This is a genomic window from Micromonospora halophytica (assembly GCF_900090245.1).
In the GTDB taxonomy this organism is placed as follows: Bacteria; Actinomycetota; Actinomycetes; order Mycobacteriales; family Micromonosporaceae; genus Micromonospora; species Micromonospora halophytica.
This window is the reverse complement of sequence record NZ_FMDN01000012.1, coordinates 136846-154622: the sequence shown is the minus strand read 5'-3', so window position 1 is coordinate 154622 and position 17777 is coordinate 136846. Positions and strand designations below refer to the sequence as shown.

The following is a 17777-nucleotide window of genomic DNA, read 5'->3' as shown; positions in this document are numbered from 1 at the left end:
GGCGCTGCCGTACCGGGGAGTCGTCCTCCGATCGGAGGACGCGGTGCGCGGTCGCCACGGCCCGCGCCATGGGTGGGGCCGCTCCCGCGCCGTGCTCGGGGCGGGGACGGCCTCTCGGCCGGGATTCGTCTCCGGGTGTTGCGGGCTCAGCCGTCCGGGGGGCCACTCACCGCGCGGTGACCGGCACCGGCGCACTGAGCCGGCCCTCGTTCCCGCTGCGGTCCAGTCCCGACACGCAGTAGGAGAGCGGGCGTCCGGTGGGCGCGGTGCGGTCGACCCAACCGGTGCCCCGCGTGGTGCCCACGAGGCGGGCCGCGTCACCGTCCACCCGGTAGACGGCGAAGCTCGCCGCACCCTCCCCGCGCCAGGTCAGCGCCACCTGACCGGCCTCACTCCGCACGTCGGTCACCGTCGGTGCGGTCGGCGGGGCGGCCGGCAGGTGCGTCATCACGGGCACCAGCGCCGGGCCGGCGTAGTGCGCACCGCGGTAACGGCTGACCGCCCCGAGCCTGTCGGCGCGGACCTGTCTGGCGCTGAAGTGCACGCTCCCGCTCACCCCGTGGCGGCGGTTGAGGGCGAGCTGGCGGTCCAGCTCGGCCGGGTCGCGCCAGGCGCCACGCTCGCCCACCCGGTAGTCGGCCTGACCGATGTAGAGCTGCACCCGGGTGCCCCGCACCGTGGCCGCCCACCACGGCAGCAGCTTGGCGTAGTCGGCCTTGCCGAACCCGATGTGCCAGTAGAGCTGCGGCACGACGTAGTCCAGCCACTGCTGTCGTACCCAGAGCCGGGTGTCGGCGTAGATGTCGTCGTAGCTCTGCAGGCCCGCGGTCGCCGAGCCGGCCGGATCGGTACGCGCGTTGCGCCAGATGCCGAACGGGCTGATGCCGAACTTCACCCACGGCTTGAGCGCCTTGATCCGCTCACTCATCTCGCGGACCAGCGTGTTCACGTTGTCCCGGCGCCAGGCGTGCTTGTCCGTGTGCCCCCGGCCGTACCGGGCGAACGCCGCGTCGTCCGGGAAGTCCTGCCCGGCCTCCGGGTACGGGTAGAAGAAGTCGTCGAAGTGCACCCCGTCGACGTCGTAGCGGCGGACCGCCTCCAGCATGGAGTCCTCGACGAACGTGCGCGCCTCGGGGATGCCCGGGTTGAAGTAGAGGCGGCTGCCGGGCCGGTCGGCGCTGGGATAGGTCACCACCCAGTCGCGGTGCCGCCGCAGCGGGTGGGTCGGCGCGAGCCGGTCCAGCCGGGGGCCGGGTCCGCCCACCGTGGCCGGCTGCCCACCCCGGTACGGATTGAACCAGGCGTGGAACTCCAGGTTGCGGGCGTGCGCCTCGGCGATCATGAACTCCATCGGGTCCCAGCCCGGGTCCCGGCCGTCGCGGTGTCCGGTCAGCCACTCCGACCACGGCGCGTACTCCGACGGCCAGAGCGCGTCGCCGCTCGGCCTCACGTGCACGAAGACCGCGTTGTGGTGGTGCCGCACGGCCAGGTCGAGCCAGCCCCGCAACTCCGTCCGTACCGTCTCGGCCGGCAGTCCGCGCCGGCTCGGCCAGTCGATGTTGTTCACCGTGGTGATCCACATGCCGCGCAGTTCGCGGAGCGCCTGGGCCGGTTGGCCGGCGCAGGCGGGGGCGCCGCCTGCCGGACCGGCGTCGGGCGCCGCCACGGCACGGCCCGGCGTGCCGCCGTCGCCACCCACCCGCTCCCGCAGCGACCAGGCGCCGGCCGTGACCGCCACGGTGAGCGTGGCGATCACCGCGACGAGCGCCCGGGTACGACGACGGCGGACGGGCGGAGCGGGCGGGTCGGGGGTGATCATCTCCCCAGTCTGCCCAGTGCGGCCGGCCGGGTGAACCAGTTCGCCCGTTACTTAACGGCCAGCTAAGGCCACCGCCGCGCCACGCGCGTCCACCGGGCCCGCGCCACCGCCGCCGACGGGTCGACGCCGGGCAAGTCGATCGATGTGCACCCCGATGCTGCTGTGCGGCACCGCGTCCGGGCCGGCCCGTGCGGGCCGGCCCGGACGCCCACGATCAGGCCAGGTCGAACCGGTCGAGGTTCATCACCTTGTCCCACGCCGCGACGAAGTCGTGGACGAACTTCTCCCGCGCGTCGTCGCTCGCGTACACCTCGGCGAGCGCCCGCAGCTCCGAGTTCGCGCCGAAGACGAGGTCGACCCGGCTGCCGGCCCACCTGACCTCGCCCGTGGCGAGGTCACGTCCCTCGAAGGTGTTCGCGTCCCCGGCCGTGGCCGTCCACGTCGTGCCCAGGTCGAGCAGGTTGACGAAGAAGTCGTTGGTCAGCGCGCCGGGGGTGGCGGTGAGGGCGCCCAGCGGCGACTGCTGGTGGTTCGCGCCCAGCACACGCAGACCGCCGACGAGGACCGTCATCTCGGGCGCGCTCAGGGTCAGCAGGTTCGCCTTGTCGACCAACAGGAACTCGGCCGGCAGGCGGTGGCCCTTGCCGAGGAAGTTGCGGAACCCGTCCGCGGTCGGCTCCATCGCGGCGAAGGACTCCACGTCGGTCTGCTCCTGCGACGCGTCGGTCCGTCCCGGCGTGAACGGAACCTCGACGACGTGACCGGCGTTCCTCGCGGCCAGCTCGACGGCCGCGCATCCACCGAGCACGATGAGGTCGGCGAGCGAGACCTTCTTCCCGCCCGTCTGGGACGCGTTGAACGCCTCCTGGATTCCCTCCAGGGTGTGCAGCACCCGGGCCAGCTCGTCGGGGTTGTTGACCTCCCACCCGTTCTGCGGTTCGAGGCGGATGCGCGCCCCGTTGGCGCCGCCGCGCTTGTCGCTGCCGCGGAACGTCGACGCCGACGCCCAGGCGGTGGAGACCAGCTGCGGCACCGACAGCCCCGAGGCGAGGATCTGCTCCTTGAGGGTGGCGACGTCACCGGCGTCGACGAGTTCGTGCGTCACCGGCGGGACCGGGTCCTGCCAGATCAGCGTCTCGGTGGGGACCTCGGGGCCGAGGTAGCGGGAGACCGGGCCCATGTCGCGGTGGGTCAGCTTGAACCAGGCCCGGGCGAAGGCGTCCGCGAACTCGTCCGGGTGCTCCAGGAAGCGTCGCGAGATCTGCTCGTAGACCGGGTCGACCCGCAGCGAGAGGTCCGTCGTCAGCATCGTCGGGGCGTGGGTACGCGACGGGTCGTGGGCGTCGGGGACGGTGCCCGCCCCGGCGCCGTCCTTCGGCTTCCACTGGATCGCCCCGGCGGGGCTCGTGGTGCGCTCCCACTCGTAGCCGAAGAGGATCTCGAAGAAGCTGTTGTCCCACGCCACCGGGGTGTTCGTCCACGCACCCTCGAGGCCGCTGGTGATCGTGTCCGCACCCTTGCCGGTGCCGAAGGTGTTCCTCCAGCCCAGGCCCTGCTCCTCCAGCCCGGCGCCCTCGGGCTCGGGGCCGACGTACCGGTTCGGGTCGGCCGCGCCGTGGGTCTTGCCGAAGGTGTGCCCGCCGGCGATCAGCGCGACGGTCTCCTCGTCGTTCATCGCCATCCGGCCGAACGTCTCGCGGATGTCGCGGGCCGCGGCGAGCGGGTCCCCGCTGCCGTGCGGGCCCTCCGGGTTGACGTAGATGAGGCCCATCTGGACCGCGGCGAGCGGGTTCTCCAGGTCACGGTCGCCGGTGTGGCGCTCGTCGCCGAGCCACGTGCTCTCGGGGCCCCAGTAGACGTCCTCGTCGGGCTCCCAGACGTCGGCACGGCCACCGGCGAAGCCGAAGGTCTGAAAACCCATCGACTCCAGGGCGACGTTGCCGGCGAGGATCATCAGGTCGGCCCAGGAGAGCCGCTGGCCGTACTTCTTCTTGACCGGCCACAGCAGGCGGCGGGCCTTGTCCAGGTTCGCGTTGTCCGGCCAGCTGTTGAGCGGCGCGAAGCGCTGCTGCCCGGCGCCGGCGCCACCGCGGCCGTCGCTGATGCGGTAGGTGCCCGCGCTGTGCCACGCCATCCGGACGATGAAGGGACCGTAGTGTCCGTAGTCGGCCGGCCACCAGTCCTGCGAGGTCGTCAGGACCTGCGTGATGTCCTGCTTCACGGCGGCAAGGTCGAGGCTCCGGAACGCCTCGGCGTAGTCGAACCGCTCACCGAGGGGATTGGCCACCGCAGGGTTCTTGGCGAGGATCCTCAGGTTGAGTCGCTCGGGCCACCAGCCCCGGTTCCCCCCACCCTGGGTCGGGTGCGGGGCGCGCGCGGCGGTGACCGGGCAGCGGCCTTCGCTCTCCTCGGAATTCATGTCGCCGACGACGGCGTCGTGGTTCTCGTGCACAGGGTTCCTTCCGGGACGTGGGCGAGGCGGACCAGGTGTGATCAGGAACTGGCGGCGGTGGCACAGTCGGGGCAGAGGCCCCGGTAGACGACCTCGGCCTCGTCGATCGAGAAGCCGCCGTCGTCGGACGGGGTCAGGCAGGGCGCCTCGCTGACGGCGCAGTCGACGTCGGCGATCAGACCGCATGAGCGGCACACCATGTGGTGGTGGTTGTCCCCGACCCGGGACTCGTAGCGAGCCACGGAGCCGGGTGGCTCGATGCACCGCACCAGACCAGCTGCCGTCAGCGCACGCAGCACGTCGTACACGGCCTGGCGGGACACCTCGGGCAGATCCCTGCGGACGGCCCGGATGATCGAGTCCGTGTCGGCGTGCGGGTGTGCGTGCACCGCGTTCAGCACCGCCACCCGAGGACGGGTCACCCGTAACGCGGCCCCACGCAGCAACCGCTGGAAGTCGAGGGTCCTGACCACGACCGGAAGTCTGACATCCTCTTCTGGAATCAGTCAAGATTATGGCCGCGGCGCACAGCGGACGGTCACCCCGCCGGACGCCGCATCGCCGTTCACAGCTGGACGACGTGACCCACGCGCGGCGGCGTGCGACCCGCGAGGACCTCGAGCCACGCGCGCCGCAGGTCATCGGACCCGACGCCGACACGGACGTCGAGCCATCCGCCCACCACCTCGGCGAAGCGCCGCCAGGCGTCGGTGAAACGCTGGTCGAGCCCGTCGGCGCCCCAGTCCCGGCGGCGCTTGCGCATGTGGACCGGGGCGAAGAACACTTCCCCGGCGGCGTCGGCGTTCGGAGTTCGACTGGTGAGTCCGACCGCGACGTCGCGGACCAGCCGGTCGCCGAGGCGCCGCCGCAGGGCGGCCCGGGTCGAGGGCGCCCCCGACAGGTCGAGATAGGCGGTCGGCACCACGTCGAGCAGGCCGATCTCGTCGTACGAGACGACCTCGTCGTAGCAGCCGAGCGACTGCGTGAACTCCCGGTTGCCGGGCGAGGTGAGTCCCACCAGGCGCGGGCCACGGCCGTGCAGCTCGCACGCGGCGGCGTAGGCGGTCTTGCTGGACGCCGACGACAGCACCACCGACGCCGCCCGGTAGAAGTCGTTGTCGATCACCTGGTCGGCCAGCATGAAGGAGGTGAAGAACAGCGGCCTGAACAGGATCAGCAGATCCTCCTGGTCCGAGCGATAGGCCGGGTCGCCCGTGATCGACCGGTACGCCTGGTACGGCGAGGGCAACTCGACCCGGTGCCCGCTCACGTCGCGGAACCCGCGCGCGTCCACCCGGCCCGGCCGCACCACCAGGTGGCCGGCGGACGGGAGGTAGCCGTAGACCCGCTGCCCCGCCGCGACCCCGGGAACCGTCGAGGCGACCACCTCGGCGAAGCCCCACAGCGGCGGGAGCCCCCACTGCGGCCCGAGCCCACGGGGACCGGGCGGGAAGAACTGCCAGTACCGCATCGAGTCGCCGAGCACCGCGTAGGTCACGTTGTTGGCGGTGAGGCCGACGCGGTCCACGCGCAGCAGCGCCTCACCCTCGGACAGCTCGGGCGTCGCGCCCTCGACGAGCGTGGTGCGGCCGAGGTCGTCGCGCGCCACGGCGAAGGTCCAGGAAGCAGGCATGGTGTGACGCTAAGCGGCGCCGAAACCCGAGACAAGTGCACTGTGAGTGCAAAATCCCACTCACGAGTCGGTCGACTCCACGTCGGCGTCCGTTGTGTCCGTCCCGGCGCCGACGGCCCGGCCGGTCTCCGCCGACAGCCGCTCTTCCGTTCGGTCCGCGCGCCGACTACGGTCGGTCTCGCGTCGCCAGCACCCACCCGGGCCGCCGGCCGACGGCGGCTGCGCTCAGCGGGCCCGCCGGTTGGCGCGCAGCGCGCCCAGCAGCACCCCGGGTGTGGCCAGCGAGCGCGGGTGCTCCCGCATGGAGACGACCTGGTTGAACCGCCGCGCGATCGCCACGTCCGTGACGGTCGCCGTGACGATCTGCCTGCTCACCCAACTGGACAACCGGTAGCCGCGCGGGTAGGGCCCGTCGACGTGCGGCAGCGCCAGGTCGGCGGAGGTCGACATCGACCAGGCGGCGTCGACCACCACCTTCTGCAGCGCGAAGAACCGGCGCGCGGGCGTGCCCAGGTCCGCACCGGAGCGCAGGTACACCGACAGGCAGGCCGCGTGCAGGGCCGCCGCCGTCATCCCCTGCCCGTACACCGGATTGAACGACGCAACCGCGTCACCGACGCTGACCAGTCCGGCCGGCAGCCGCGTGAGCGCATGGAAGTCCCGCCGCCGGCTGTCGGCGTGGCCGTAGGTCCGGACATCGCCGAGCATCTCGTTGCCGGCGACCTCGCCGAACTCCGGCGGGAACTGCTCGCGCAGCCGGCGGACGAAGTCCTCGGCGGTGCGTCCGGGGCGGTTGTCGCCGTAACCGGCCATCATGGCCATCCACCGGTCGCCCTCCACCGCGAAGTACGCGGCGCCGGCCACGTCCGTGGCCGTCCTCGGACTGTGCAACGCCAGGACGACCGCCGGATCCGGGTTCGTCTCGGCGCGCCGGAACACGGCCGTGGCGTAGTTGAGGTGCACGGCCATCCGCCGGGTGACGGGCCGCTCCCAGCCGGCCTGCTCCAGCCACTCCGGCAGCCTGCTCGACCGTCCCATGGCGTCCACCACGAGGTCACCGCGCTCGATGCCGGACACCCCGCCGGTGTCGCACCGGACCCCGGTGGTCACGACGCCGTCGATCACCAGACCCGTGGCGCGGGCGGTGACCGTCTTGACGTTGGGCAGGGCCAGCGTCCGCTGGCGGATCAGCCCTTCCAGGAGGGGCCGGCTGCCCGCCAGGCTGTCGGCGTCGTCGGGCACGACGACCTTCAGCCGGCCGTCGAGGTAGTTGCGCTGCGCGGCGGGGGGAGCCTCGACCGCCCCCTGCGCCGCGGCCTGCGCCCGGAATCCCGGGAACAGGTACTCCAGCTGGTGCAGGCCGCCGGGCAGCAGCGCGTGCAGTTGCGTCCCCTGTGGCACACCCGGCCGGGCACCGGTGACGTGCAGGTCGTCCCGGTCGATGACGACGACGCTCTCCGCGTGGTCGGACAGCACCCGGGCGGCCAGCAACCCGGCGACACTGCCGCCGACCACGACGGCCTTGCCCAGGACCGGGGACGCCTGGTCGGGCGGCCGCACCGCGTTCAGCGCGGCGAAGACCCGAGCCGGGGAGCGGGACATCGTGCTCTCCAAGGGGTACGAGGTGTGGCGCCTACGACCGCGCGGGCAGAACGGCGGGACGGGCCGTCGGCACGACGCCCGACGATCGTTGCACAGACCTCAGTACCGGGACCACTTCTGGTTGGTGGCGCCGGTGCAGTCCCAGAGCTGGAGCTTGCCGCCGTTGTTCGGGTTCGCATCCCGCACGTCCACGCACCGGTTGGCGCTGAGGTTGACCAGGTCGCCGGCGCCGTTGAGGGTGAAGCGTTGCACCGGATTGCCGTTGCAGGTGACGAGGTTGACCTCGGTGCCGTTGGCGGTGCCGGCCCAGGCCGGGTCCATGCACTTGCCCATCGCCCGTACCGTGCCGTCGGCCTCGAAGGTCCAGGCCTGGGCGGGGGTGGTGTTGCAGTCCCAGATCTGCAGCTTGGCGCCGTCGACCGGGTTCGCGCCCGGAATGTCAATGCAGCGTCCACTCTGGGTGCCGCGGAGACGGGTGGTGCCGGGCGGCGGGTTGCCGCCGGGGACGTACCCGGAGACGCGGACGTAGTCGACGAGCATCTGCTGCGGGAACTGGGTCGAGGCGTCGGGGTAGCCGGGCCAGTTCCCGCCGACCGCCACGTTCAGGATCATGAAGAAGGGGTGGTCGAAGACCCAACGGTTGCCGCCGAGCCGGCCCGGGTCGACCCGGTGGTACTCGACGCCGTCGAGGTACCAGACGATGGAGTTCGGCTGCCAGTCGACCCGGTAGGTGTGGAAGCCGTCGGCGAGCGGGCTGCCGATGGTACGGCTGCCGGTGATCCCGCCACCGCCGGAGTAGCCGGGGCCGTGGATGGTGCCGTAGACCGTGTTCGGCTCCCGGCCGATGTTCTCCATGATGTCGATCTCCCCGGCGGCGGGCCAGCCCACGCTGCCCATGTCGTTGCCGAGCATCCAGAACGCCGGCCAGATGCCCTGCCCCCGAGGGATCTTGATGCGCGCCTCGAACCGGCCGTACGCCTGGGTGAAGGTCTGGGCGGTCAGCAGCCGCGCCGAGGTGTACTCGCACCGGCCGTAGTGGCACTGGTAGTTGGCCGGGTTCTCCCGTCGGGCCGTGATGACCAGGTTGCCCTGGCCGTCGTGCACGGCGTTGCTGGTGCTGCTGGTGTAGTACTGCCGCTCGTTGTTGCCCCAGCCGCTGCCGCCGATGTCGAACCGCCACCGGTTCTGGTTGACCGGTGTGCCCGCCGGTTCGTTGAACTCGTCCTGCCAGGTGATGCCGCCGATGTCCGCCTCGGCGGGTCGGGGCGGGGTCCACCAGACGAGCGCCACGGAGATCGCGACCGCGAGCGCGGTGACGATCATCCAGGTGCGGCGGGCGTGGGTCAGAACCATGACAACCTCCTCGGCGGGGCCGCTCTGTCCCGGTCACCGGCAGTGTCCGTCGTGGACGGGCTGATGACCGCAGATCGGGAGAGCGCTCTCAGGTGGAAGTCTGTCGATTTGCTCACCTACTGTCAACACTCCTTGCAGTTCCTGCCGTGGCCGGGCGCCCGCATCCGTCGACCCGGCGCACGATCGGCGCCCGACGACGCTTGAAACCGCGACCCGGAGGGCGGATGCTGTCTATTACATCGATTCTCAACGATCGCAGGTGGTGGCATGCGTCGTCTTCCGCTCGTCGTCCTCGCTCTCGTCCTGCTGCTCCCGGCCACCCCGGCGGCCGCGCACGGTGGCGTCACCGCCACAGCCGGTCCGCACGCCCTGAGCGCGGTGCGCACCGCCGGCACCGCGTGGGGCTTCGACCCGGCGACCGGCCGGACCACCCTCACCGTCGACGAGTCCGTCACCGAGGCCCAGTCCCGCGCGCTACGCGCGGTCGCCGAGCAGGCCGGGGCGACCCTGCGCCGGGAACCCGGCCGCCTGCGCCTGCTCATCGCCGGCGGACAGGCCATCCACGGCGCCGGCGCCCGGTGTTCCCTCGGCGCCAACGTCCGCAGCGGCAGCACCTACTACTTCATCACCGCCGGGCACTGCGCCCGCGTCGCCTCGACCTGGTACGCCAACAGCAGCCAGACCATCGTGCTCGGCAGCCGTACCGGCAGCAGCTTTCCCGGCAACGACTACGGCATCGTGCGCTACACCGGCACGGTCAGCCACCCCAGCGCCGTATACACCTACCCGGGGACGGTCACGATCAACCGCGCCGGCAACGCGTACGTCGGCCAGGCCGTCTGCCGCAGCGGCGCCACCACCGGCGTGCGGTGCGGCTCGGTGACCGGGCTGAACCAGACGGTGAACTACGCCGAGGGCAGCGTCTCCGGACTCATCCGTACCAACATCTGCGCCGAACCCGGAGACAGCGGCGGGCCGCTCTACTCCCCGACCACCGGCACCGTCCTCGGCATCCTGTCCGGCGGCAGCGGCACCTGCAGCACCGGTGGAACGACCTACTACCAGCCCGTCACGGAGGCACTGGCCGCGTACGGGGTCACCGTCCCGTAGACCGGCACGTCCGGACGTGTCCGCCTCCCGCCCACCCGTTCGGGGACACCCGGGTCGATCGCTTCCCCGTACGGTGGTCCGGACCTGCCGTGTGCGTGAACGGCCGTGGCGTGCGAAGGGTCGCCGGCAGCAACACCTGGCTGCTGATCCACGAGGCGATCGGCAGTGACGGCCGCCGCTGGTTCCGCTCCCACGCGACGGCCGGACACCGGCCCGGCGTCGGCGGGTCAGCGCGGTGGTGCGGCGACGCTGTTCCGGGCCACCAGGGTGGGCGCGATGGTCTGCCGCAGCTCACCCCCGGTGTCGCCCTCTATCTGGGCCAGGAGCATGTCGAGGCTCGCCCTGGCCACCGCGGCGAAATCCGGCCGTACGGTGGTCAACGGCGGGATGAAGTAGGCGGCCTCCGGCACGTCGTCGAAGCCCACCACGCTCATCTCGTCCGGCACCCGCCGGCCGTACTCGTGCAGCGCCCGCAGCACACCGAGCGCGAGGTGGTCGTTGGCGGTGAAGATCGCGGTGACCTCCGGCATCCGGGCCAGCATCTGCCCGCACCGGTAGCCGGACGCCGCGGACCAGTCCGCCGGCACCGGCTCCGGCAGCTCCGCCCCGGCGGCTCGCAACGCCTCCCGCCAGCCCTGGATACGACCGGCGCTGTCGAACCAGTCGGACGGTCCGGACACGTGCCAGACCGTGCGGTGGCCGGCGCCGAGCAGGTGCCGGGTGGCCTCCCGGGCACCGGCAACCTGGTCGACGGTGACCAACGGCACCGATCCACACGGATCACCGTCGACGGTCACCAGCGGGACGTCCTTCGGGAGGCGTTCCAACGCCTCGCCGGCCGACTCCACCGGTGCGATCACCACGACACCGGCGACACCATGGGCCAGGTGTCGCTCGACGACCGCCGAGACCGACCGGTGGTCGAGATCGCGGACGCTGCCCACGCTGACGGCGAAGCCCGCCTCGGCGGCGACCTGCTCCAGGGCGGCGAGCAGCGACGCCGGCCCGTAGAGGGTGGTGTTCTGCGCGACCACGCCGATCACCTGCGAGCGGCCGGTGACCAACGCCCGGGCCGCCCGGTTGGGCCGGTATCCCAGCTCGGCGATGGCGGCCTCCACGCGCAGTCGGGTCTGCTCACGGACGTAGGGATGGCCGTTGAGCACCCGCGACACCGTCTGGTGGGAGACACCGGCAAGGCGGGCCACATCCGTCATCGCAGGACCCCGTGCCGCCATCTCACTCCCCCCGCCTGCCCGCCGGTCGCCCTGGCCCGCCGAGGTGAACGGGCATCCCGATGCCCGATCGCCTGGCGACTACGACACCGGTGCGCGCTTCAGCGGGCGGAGAGCGCTGGAGCCAACACTCTACGCCAGTCCCCGACGCTGCCCGGCACCCGCCATCCCACCACCGCCCCGATCTGGTCGCAGGTCGTCCTGGCGTTCGGCGTGCCGTTCGCCCTGGGCGGGTGGGCGCGAGCGGGCCGGTCGAGGGGGCGTCAGAAAGGACGACCGTCGGGCCGTCACGACGGGGCGTACGGTCCCGCCACCGCCCGCGCGGCCCAGATGCCGGTGGCCGCTGCGGAGTCGGTCCACGGAAAGCCGAGGTAGTCGCCGGCCAGGACGACGGGGTCATCGGGTCGACTCGCGCGGCACCTGCGGTAGGAGGCCACGGCGGCGCTGTGTCCGAGGGGGCAGGTGGGCATGGCCTGGGGGTGGCGTACGACGAGGGTGCCCGAGAGGGCCGTCGGCAGGATCGAGCGCAGTGTCGGGTCGAGCTCGGCAAGGGCCGCGACAGCCGTCGCCGCTACGCGATGGTCGTCAGCAGCAGCGAGCGTGGTGGCGGATTCGTGCGTGAGCATCACCGTGAGGAGGTCGCCTGTGGCCGTCCCGGGGTGTGCGCGGCTCGCGACAGCGACGGCTGCGATGGGGGTGCGTTCCCCGGGATGGACGAGGACACCGTAGGAGGCGGCCAACTGCGTGGAGTGCAGAGGCCGGGGCAGTGGGACTCCGACGAGCAGGCCACTGCTGTAGGGCGTGGCCATGAGGTCTCGTTCCGCCGTGGTCGGGTCACTCACCATGGCCAGCGCGGCGGCACCGGGGACGGCGATGATGACGCGGTCGGCCACGACGTCTCCCGATTCGGTGGTGACGACTGCTTTCCGGCCAGCTCTGGCCACAGCGAGGACCGGCCGCCCGAGCCGGACGTCCAATCGGTCCGCCAGCGCCTCGGTGAGGCGTCCCAGGCCACCGTCGATGGTCAGGGTCGAGCCGGGCCGGGCCCCGAAGGCCGACACGGCTGCGGCGAGTGCCGCGGCGTTGTCGGAGAGGGATTGGAAGTAGAAGCCGTGGATCGTGGGCTCGAGCAGCCGTTCTGTCACGGCGGGCCCGAGAACGCGTCGTGACCACTCGCTGCCGGACCGGTCGTCCAGGTCCCTCCAGGCCGTGATGTCGCTGGTGGCGCGGCCGGATGCCAGCGAAGCCACCCGAACAAGCCCGGCGGCGGCCCGGGGTGCGGACCGCCAGGGCAGGACGCCGCCGGTCATCTGGGTGTGCGGACGGTCGCTGCGGAAGTGCCGTAGGGCGCCACCTCGCACGACGGCGGTGCCCGGAGCTACCGGGCGCAGGGCCAGCCCCATCTCTCGCGCGAGCCGGGGAACCACCGTGTAGTGCGAGCTGAGAAACTGCGCCCCGAGCTCCATCGGGACGCCGTCCACCAGTTGCGAACGCATGCGCCCTCCGACGTGGGCGCTTGCTTCCAGCACGGTGACGCTGTGGGCCCGGAGAGTCCAGGCAGCGCCGAGACCCGCGATCCCGGCTCCGACGACGATGACCCTCACGGTGTCGCCTCCGGCGGCTCGATCAGTCGCTCGAGGTCACGGGCCATCCGGGCATACTCCTCGCCCTGGACGACCGGACGCGAGTGGACCGCTCCGAGGTAGAAGGTCCCGTTGAGCCGTGTCAGGTGGGCCGCCCTGGACGGGTCCCCCGTCGCGACGAGAAAGAGCCGGCCCAGCAGCTCACCCCGGCGGCTGTCGATCTCCGCGACGACCTCCGCCACTCGCGCATTGCTCTGCGACCAGCGGCGGACGGCCGCCTCGAGCTCGAGATCCTCAGCGGCGATGATCTCGACGAGTCGGCGCAGCGCGCGCCGAGCACCGGCCGGGGTGGTGGAATCCTCGTCCGCCGCAGCCGAGACGTCGATGAAGGCCCGGGCCGCCAGGTGCGCCAGGAAGGCTTCCACGAACCCGGCCTGCCCTCCGAAGTGGTGGTAGAAGGACCCTTGGGTCACGCCGGCCGCACTGGTCAGGGCAGCCAGAGTGAGTCCCTGTTCGCCGTGCTCGACGAGTTGCCGGCTGGCGACGCGGAACCAGTCGTCCTTCGTCATCTGCGTCATGAACATAACATAGCCTATGTTATGTTTGCGCGCCACGTCGGGTGCAACGGAGGTCATGATGCGCAACGTGCAACAGAGAGTCATCGCGGCACCGGCCAACGCCGTCGGCCGGGTCATCGACGAGTTGGCGACGCCCGAGTCATCCGCCTGGCCGAGCCCGTCCTGGCCGCCCCTCGTCCTCGACAACGGACTGCAGCCGGGGTCAAGCGGCGGCCACGGACCGATCCGCTACTCGGTGACGTCCCATGAGCCGGGTCGCCACGTGGTGCTCACCTTCGCCCCGAGCTGCGGCCTCGACGGCTGGCACGAGCTGCGAGTGACCCCCGAGTCCGACGACGAGACCAGACTCGTCCACACGATCTCGGCCACGACGACCGGGCGGATGCGATGGCTGTGGCCCCTTGTTGTGCGATGGTTCCACGAGGCCCTCGTGCACGACCTGTTCGACAATGCGGAACGCCGCGTCACCGGCACCCCGGTGGCCGAGCCTGCTCGATGGTCGCCCTGGGTGCGCCTCATGCGTCGCGTCCGCGCGCGCAGGTCCGCCGACGCGAGCCTGGCAGACCCGGGACACCCGGGACCCCGCACCGACGGAACCGGCCCGTGAGCGCCGTCGCGGCCACCGGTGCGTCCGGCCGCCTCGGCAGCACACCCGCCGACACCGGCGGGCGCAGGGCGCTACGCGCTCGCCGCCGCCACGCGGGAAGCGCACCTGAAGCGAACCGTAAGCGGGCCCTGGCAGGGTTCCTGGTGTCACCGAGACACGCAGCCAGGGAGCACACGATGCGCAGGATCATCAGCTCGACCTACATCACCCTCGACGGCGTCATCGAGGACCCGGCGTGGACCATGCCGTACTTCGACGACGAGGCCGCCGCCTTCGCCGGCCAGCAGACCGACGCGGCAGACGCGCTGCTGATGGGCCGCCGCACGTACGACGGCTTCGCCGCCGCCTGGCCGAACATGGACGAGAGCGACCCGAGCACCGGTGCGGCCTACTTCAACAACGTCAAGAAGTACGTCGCCTCGACCACCCTGACCGACCCGGAGTGGAACAACACCGAGGTGTTGCAGGGCGACCTGATCGAAGAGGTCACCAAGCTCAAGGCCCAGGACGGCAGGGACATCCTGATGTACGGCTACGGGGTGGTCACCCACGCCCTGGTCGAGGCGGGGCTGGTGGACGAGGTCCGGTTCTGGATCCACCCCGTGCTCCAGGGCGGCCCCTCGGTCAGCGCGCCGCTGGCCGACGCCCGGACCACGCTCACCCTGGTGGACACGACGGTGATGAAGAGCGGCGTGATCGTCGCCTGCTACCGGCCGGCCCCGCGGTGACCAGAAACGCCTCGACCTGTGCCCGGGCCTCGTCCGGGCACAGGTCGAGCCCGGCCCGGTAGGCCGTCGCGAACCCGTCCGCGCCGAGCGCGGCGACGCAACGCACGGTGACCCGGTCGACCTCGTCGCGCTCCGCCGGTGACCTCGGCACCTGGGTACTCCGCGCGGCCGCCGCCGCGCCGAGGATCCGCGCCGCCACCTGCGGCTGCGGCACCGCCGCGGCCAGCCCGGCCAGCGCGCCGGCCGCGTCGCGGGGCGCGCCGATCGCCACCGCGACGTCGTACGCCCGCGCGTGCAGCGCGAGCGCCCGCGCCGGGTCCTCGTCCGCGATCGCGTACGCCAACTCGGCCAGCACCATCGGCAGGAACAGCGCGTCGTCGCCGCCGGAGTCGACCAGCCGTTGCAGGTGGGTGACGGCGGCGTCCCGCCGGCCCTCGCGGCGCGCGGCGATGCCGAGGCTCAGTTCGGCGAAGACCCGGGCACCGGGCGAATCCTGCTCGACGGCCAGCCGGTAGGCGCGCTCGGCCAGTTCCCGGGCCTGCCGGTGGTCCTGCCTCTGCACGGCGATCCAGGCCAGCCAGGACAGCTTGCTGCCGACCTCGGGCCAGAGCGCCAGTTCCTCGGCCCAGCGCAGGCCCTCGCGGTGCAGCGCGGCGGCACGCGCGTACTCGCCGGTCAGCTCGGCCAACCCGCCCACCCAGTCGGTGGCCTGCAACCGGCCCCACGGGTCGCCCAGCTCGGCGAAGAGCGCCGCCGCCCGCCCGCTGTCGCGCTCCAGCGCGGTGAGGTCGCTCGCGGCGTGCGCCAGTTTGGCGCGGGTGACGCACACGGCCGCCTCGACCCACGGGTCCTCGCCGGCGGACCGGGCCCGCTCCAGCAGTTCGCCCGCCCGGGCCAGTTCGCTGCGGTCGACGAGCGCGGCCGCCACGAACCAGGTCGCCCGGCCCTCGGCGTACCCCGCCAGGGCCGCCTCGGTCTCCGCCGCGGTGACGGTGCCGCCCTGCAGCAGGGTGAACCCGATCCGCCACACCGCGGCCCGGGCCCGCGCGGCGGGGTCCCCGTCGAGGGCCAGCGCGCGACGCGCCTCGGTGAGCCGGCCACGCAGGAACCAGTACCAGGTGAGGGCGTTGGCGAGGCGCAGCCCGCCGCCGTACCCGAACGCGGCCCGCAGGTTGGCGGCCTCGGCGTCCAGCCGGAGCAGCCACTCCCGCTGGCCCGGGCCGCGCAGCAGCGGGTCGGCGCGCTCGGCCAGGGCGGTGTAGTACGCCGCGTGGCGGGCGCGCACCGCGTCGGCGTCGGCGAGGCGGTCCAGGCAGAACGCGGCGACCGACTCCAGCAGGCGGTACCGCGGGGCCGGGCCGGAGTCGTCCAGTACCACCAGGGAGCGGTCGACCAGCCGGGTCAGCACGTCCACGTCGGCGTCGCAGACCTGCTCGGCCGCGTCCAGGGTGCAGCCGTCGTGGTGCACGGCGAGCCGGGCGAGCACGGCCCGCTCCTCCGGCGCCAGCAGGTCCCAGCTCCAGCCGATCACCGCGGTGAGGGTGCGCTGCCGCGCCGGCAGGTCGCGCTGCGTGGTGCCGAGCAGCCGGAACCGGTCGTCCAACCGCTGCACCACCTGCTCGACGCCGAGCGCGCGCACCCGGGTCGCGGCCAGCTCCAGCGCCAGCGGCAGGCCGTCGAGGCGGCGGCACAGCCGCGCGACGGCGGGACCGGTTCGTTCGTCGAGCCGGAAGGCGCGCTGCCGCGCGGCGACCCGGGCCGCGAAGAGTCGGGCCGCCGCCGAACGACGGACCGCGTCGAGGTCCCGCTCGTCGAGGGGCACGGGCAGCGTCGGCACCTCCCACAGCACCTCCCCGGCCAGCCCGAGCGGTTCCCGACTCGTCGCCAGCACGGTGACGCCCGTGGTCTCGCGCAGCAGGCGGGACACGAGCGCGGCGGCCGGCTCGATGACGTGCTCGCAGTTGTCCAGCAGGAGCAACGCCTGCCGGTGGCGCAGGACGGCGATCAGCCGGTCGTCGGGAGCGACACCGGCGCCCGTGGTCTCCCGTACGTCGAGGGCGGCCAGGACCACTTCGGCGACGGCGGTGTCACCGGGCCGCAGCGCGGTCAGCTCGACGAGGTGCACACCGTCCGGGAACGACTGCTCTCCGGCGACCTCGGTGGCGAGCCGGGTCTTGCCGACACCGCCGGGCCCGGTCAGCGTGACCAGCCGGCAGGCCGGCACGAGCGCGCGCAGCTCGGCGACGGCCTCGGCGCGGCCGACCAGTTCGTCGGGCCGGGCGGGCAGGCTGTTGCGGACCAGCGCCGCCTTCGGCGGGGCGCTCAGTGCGTCGTCCTGGGCCAGGATCTGCCGGTGCAGGGTGACCAGCTCCGGCCCCGGGTCGAGGCCCAGTTCGTCGGCGAGGCGGGTGCGCAGGTCGGCGTAGCTGTCCAGTGCCTCGGACTGGCGACCGGCGGCGTACAGGGCACGCAGGTGCAGCGCCCGTAGACCCTCACGCAGCGGGTGTCGGGCCACCAGTTCGGCCAGGTCGGCGGCGACCAGCGCGTGGTCGCCCCGGGCCAGCCGGGCCTCGGCGAGTTTCTCCAGCACGATCAGCCGGGCCTCGACGAGACGGTCGGCCTCGGCGCGCACCCACGGCGCGTCGGCGACGTCGGCGTACGGCTCGCCCCGCCAGAGCCGCAGCGCCTCGGTCAGGCTCGCGTCGGCGGCGGCGGCGGCGAGCTCGGTGAACCGGTCGGCGTCGACGGACTCGGTGCGCAGCAGGTACCCCGGCGGCCGCGACTCGACCAGGTCCCGCGCCCCCGGCTCGGCGTCGTTGAGCGCCTTGCGCAGCTGGGACACGCGCACCTGCAGGGCGCCGGCGGCGTTGGCGGGCGCGTCGTCGCCCCACAGGTCGTCGATCAGCCGGTCGGCGGAGACGACCTGGTTGCGGTGGGCGACCAGGTCGGCGAGCAGGGCCCGGACCTTGGCACCCGGCACGGTGACGGGCTCGCCGGTGTCGGTGACGACGGCGAGCGGCCCGAGGACACCGAAACGCATGCGGGCCACCCTACAAGCGGTAAGCGGGTGGGAAGGGGGC

The 17777-nt window shown here is 72.8% G+C and carries 13 protein-coding genes; 3 read left to right on the top strand and 10 right to left on the bottom strand.

Annotation, left to right across the window (positions count from 1 at the left end; translation table 11 throughout):
• Positions 1-166 precede the first annotated feature (166 nt).
• From GA0070560_RS17260 to GA0070560_RS17235, 6 genes are all read right to left on the bottom strand, one after another.
• Positions 167-1819 carry a glycoside hydrolase family 10-like protein gene (locus GA0070560_RS17260; RefSeq protein WP_091298376.1) on the bottom strand — a complete coding sequence of 551 codons (1653 nt, stop codon included), beginning with the start codon at positions 1817-1819 and terminating at the stop codon, positions 167-169.
• A gap of 214 nt (positions 1820-2033) precedes the next feature.
• Complete coding sequence (katG, locus tag GA0070560_RS17255) at positions 2034-4238, bottom strand: catalase/peroxidase HPI (protein ID WP_211565889.1); 2205 nt, start codon at positions 4236-4238, stop codon at positions 2034-2036.
• Between the two features lie 74 nt (positions 4239-4312).
• Entirely contained in the window at positions 4313-4744 is a 432-nt protein-coding gene (locus tag GA0070560_RS17250) for a Fur family transcriptional regulator (protein WP_091298369.1), read from the bottom strand.
• Between the two features lie 92 nt (positions 4745-4836).
• A complete protein-coding gene (locus GA0070560_RS17245) occupies positions 4837-5904 on the bottom strand; it encodes a DUF2855 family protein (protein WP_091298367.1) in 1068 nt (355 codons plus the stop codon).
• A gap of 225 nt (positions 5905-6129) precedes the next feature.
• A complete protein-coding gene (locus tag GA0070560_RS17240; RefSeq protein ID WP_170839449.1) occupies positions 6130-7506 on the bottom strand; it encodes an FAD-dependent oxidoreductase in 1377 nt (458 codons plus the stop codon).
• A 99-nt stretch (positions 7507-7605) separates the two neighbouring features.
• Positions 7606-8859 carry a glycoside hydrolase family 16 protein gene (locus GA0070560_RS17235; protein WP_245675561.1) on the bottom strand — a complete coding sequence of 418 codons (1254 nt, stop codon included), beginning with the start codon at positions 8857-8859 and terminating at the stop codon, positions 7606-7608.
• A gap of 267 nt (positions 8860-9126) precedes the next feature.
• Here GA0070560_RS17235 and GA0070560_RS17230 point away from each other — a divergent pair, with 267 nt between their 5' ends.
• Positions 9127-9969: a S1 family peptidase gene (locus GA0070560_RS17230; protein ID WP_091298364.1), complete on the top strand. Its 843-nt coding sequence runs from the start codon at positions 9127-9129 to the stop codon at positions 9967-9969.
• A 227-nt stretch (positions 9970-10196) separates the two neighbouring features.
• Here GA0070560_RS17230 and GA0070560_RS17225 read toward each other — a convergent pair whose 3' ends face one another.
• From GA0070560_RS17225 to GA0070560_RS17215, 3 genes are all read right to left on the bottom strand, one after another.
• Positions 10197-11183, bottom strand: a complete 987-nt coding sequence (locus GA0070560_RS17225) for a LacI family DNA-binding transcriptional regulator (RefSeq protein WP_170839448.1) — start codon at positions 11181-11183, stop codon at positions 10197-10199.
• 305 nt (positions 11184-11488) lie between these two features.
• Complete coding sequence (locus GA0070560_RS17220) at positions 11489-12805, bottom strand: protoporphyrinogen/coproporphyrinogen oxidase (protein ID WP_091298357.1); 1317 nt, start codon at positions 12803-12805, stop codon at positions 11489-11491.
• Positions 12802-13362: a TetR/AcrR family transcriptional regulator gene (locus GA0070560_RS17215; protein WP_170839447.1), complete on the bottom strand. Its 561-nt coding sequence runs from the start codon at positions 13360-13362 to the stop codon at positions 12802-12804. Before GA0070560_RS17215 ends, GA0070560_RS17220 begins: the two co-directional genes overlap by 4 nt.
• Before the next feature lie 55 nt (positions 13363-13417).
• On the opposite strand from GA0070560_RS17215, the gene GA0070560_RS17210 reads away from it, so the two are divergent.
• Together GA0070560_RS17210 and GA0070560_RS17205 are read left to right on the top strand one after the other, a co-directional pair.
• Complete coding sequence (locus tag GA0070560_RS17210) at positions 13418-13969, top strand: SRPBCC family protein (RefSeq protein ID WP_211565879.1); 552 nt, start codon at positions 13418-13420, stop codon at positions 13967-13969.
• Positions 13970-14145: 176 nt separating this feature from the next.
• Positions 14146-14697, top strand: a complete 552-nt coding sequence (locus GA0070560_RS17205) for a dihydrofolate reductase family protein (RefSeq protein ID WP_091298344.1) — start codon at positions 14146-14148, stop codon at positions 14695-14697.
• Here the strand turns inward: GA0070560_RS17205 and GA0070560_RS17200 are convergent.
• Positions 14627-17737, bottom strand: a complete 3111-nt coding sequence (locus GA0070560_RS17200; RefSeq protein WP_091298340.1) for an AfsR/SARP family transcriptional regulator — start codon at positions 17735-17737, stop codon at positions 14627-14629. The genes GA0070560_RS17205 and GA0070560_RS17200 overlap by 71 nt on opposite strands.
• Positions 17738-17777 lie beyond the last annotated feature (40 nt).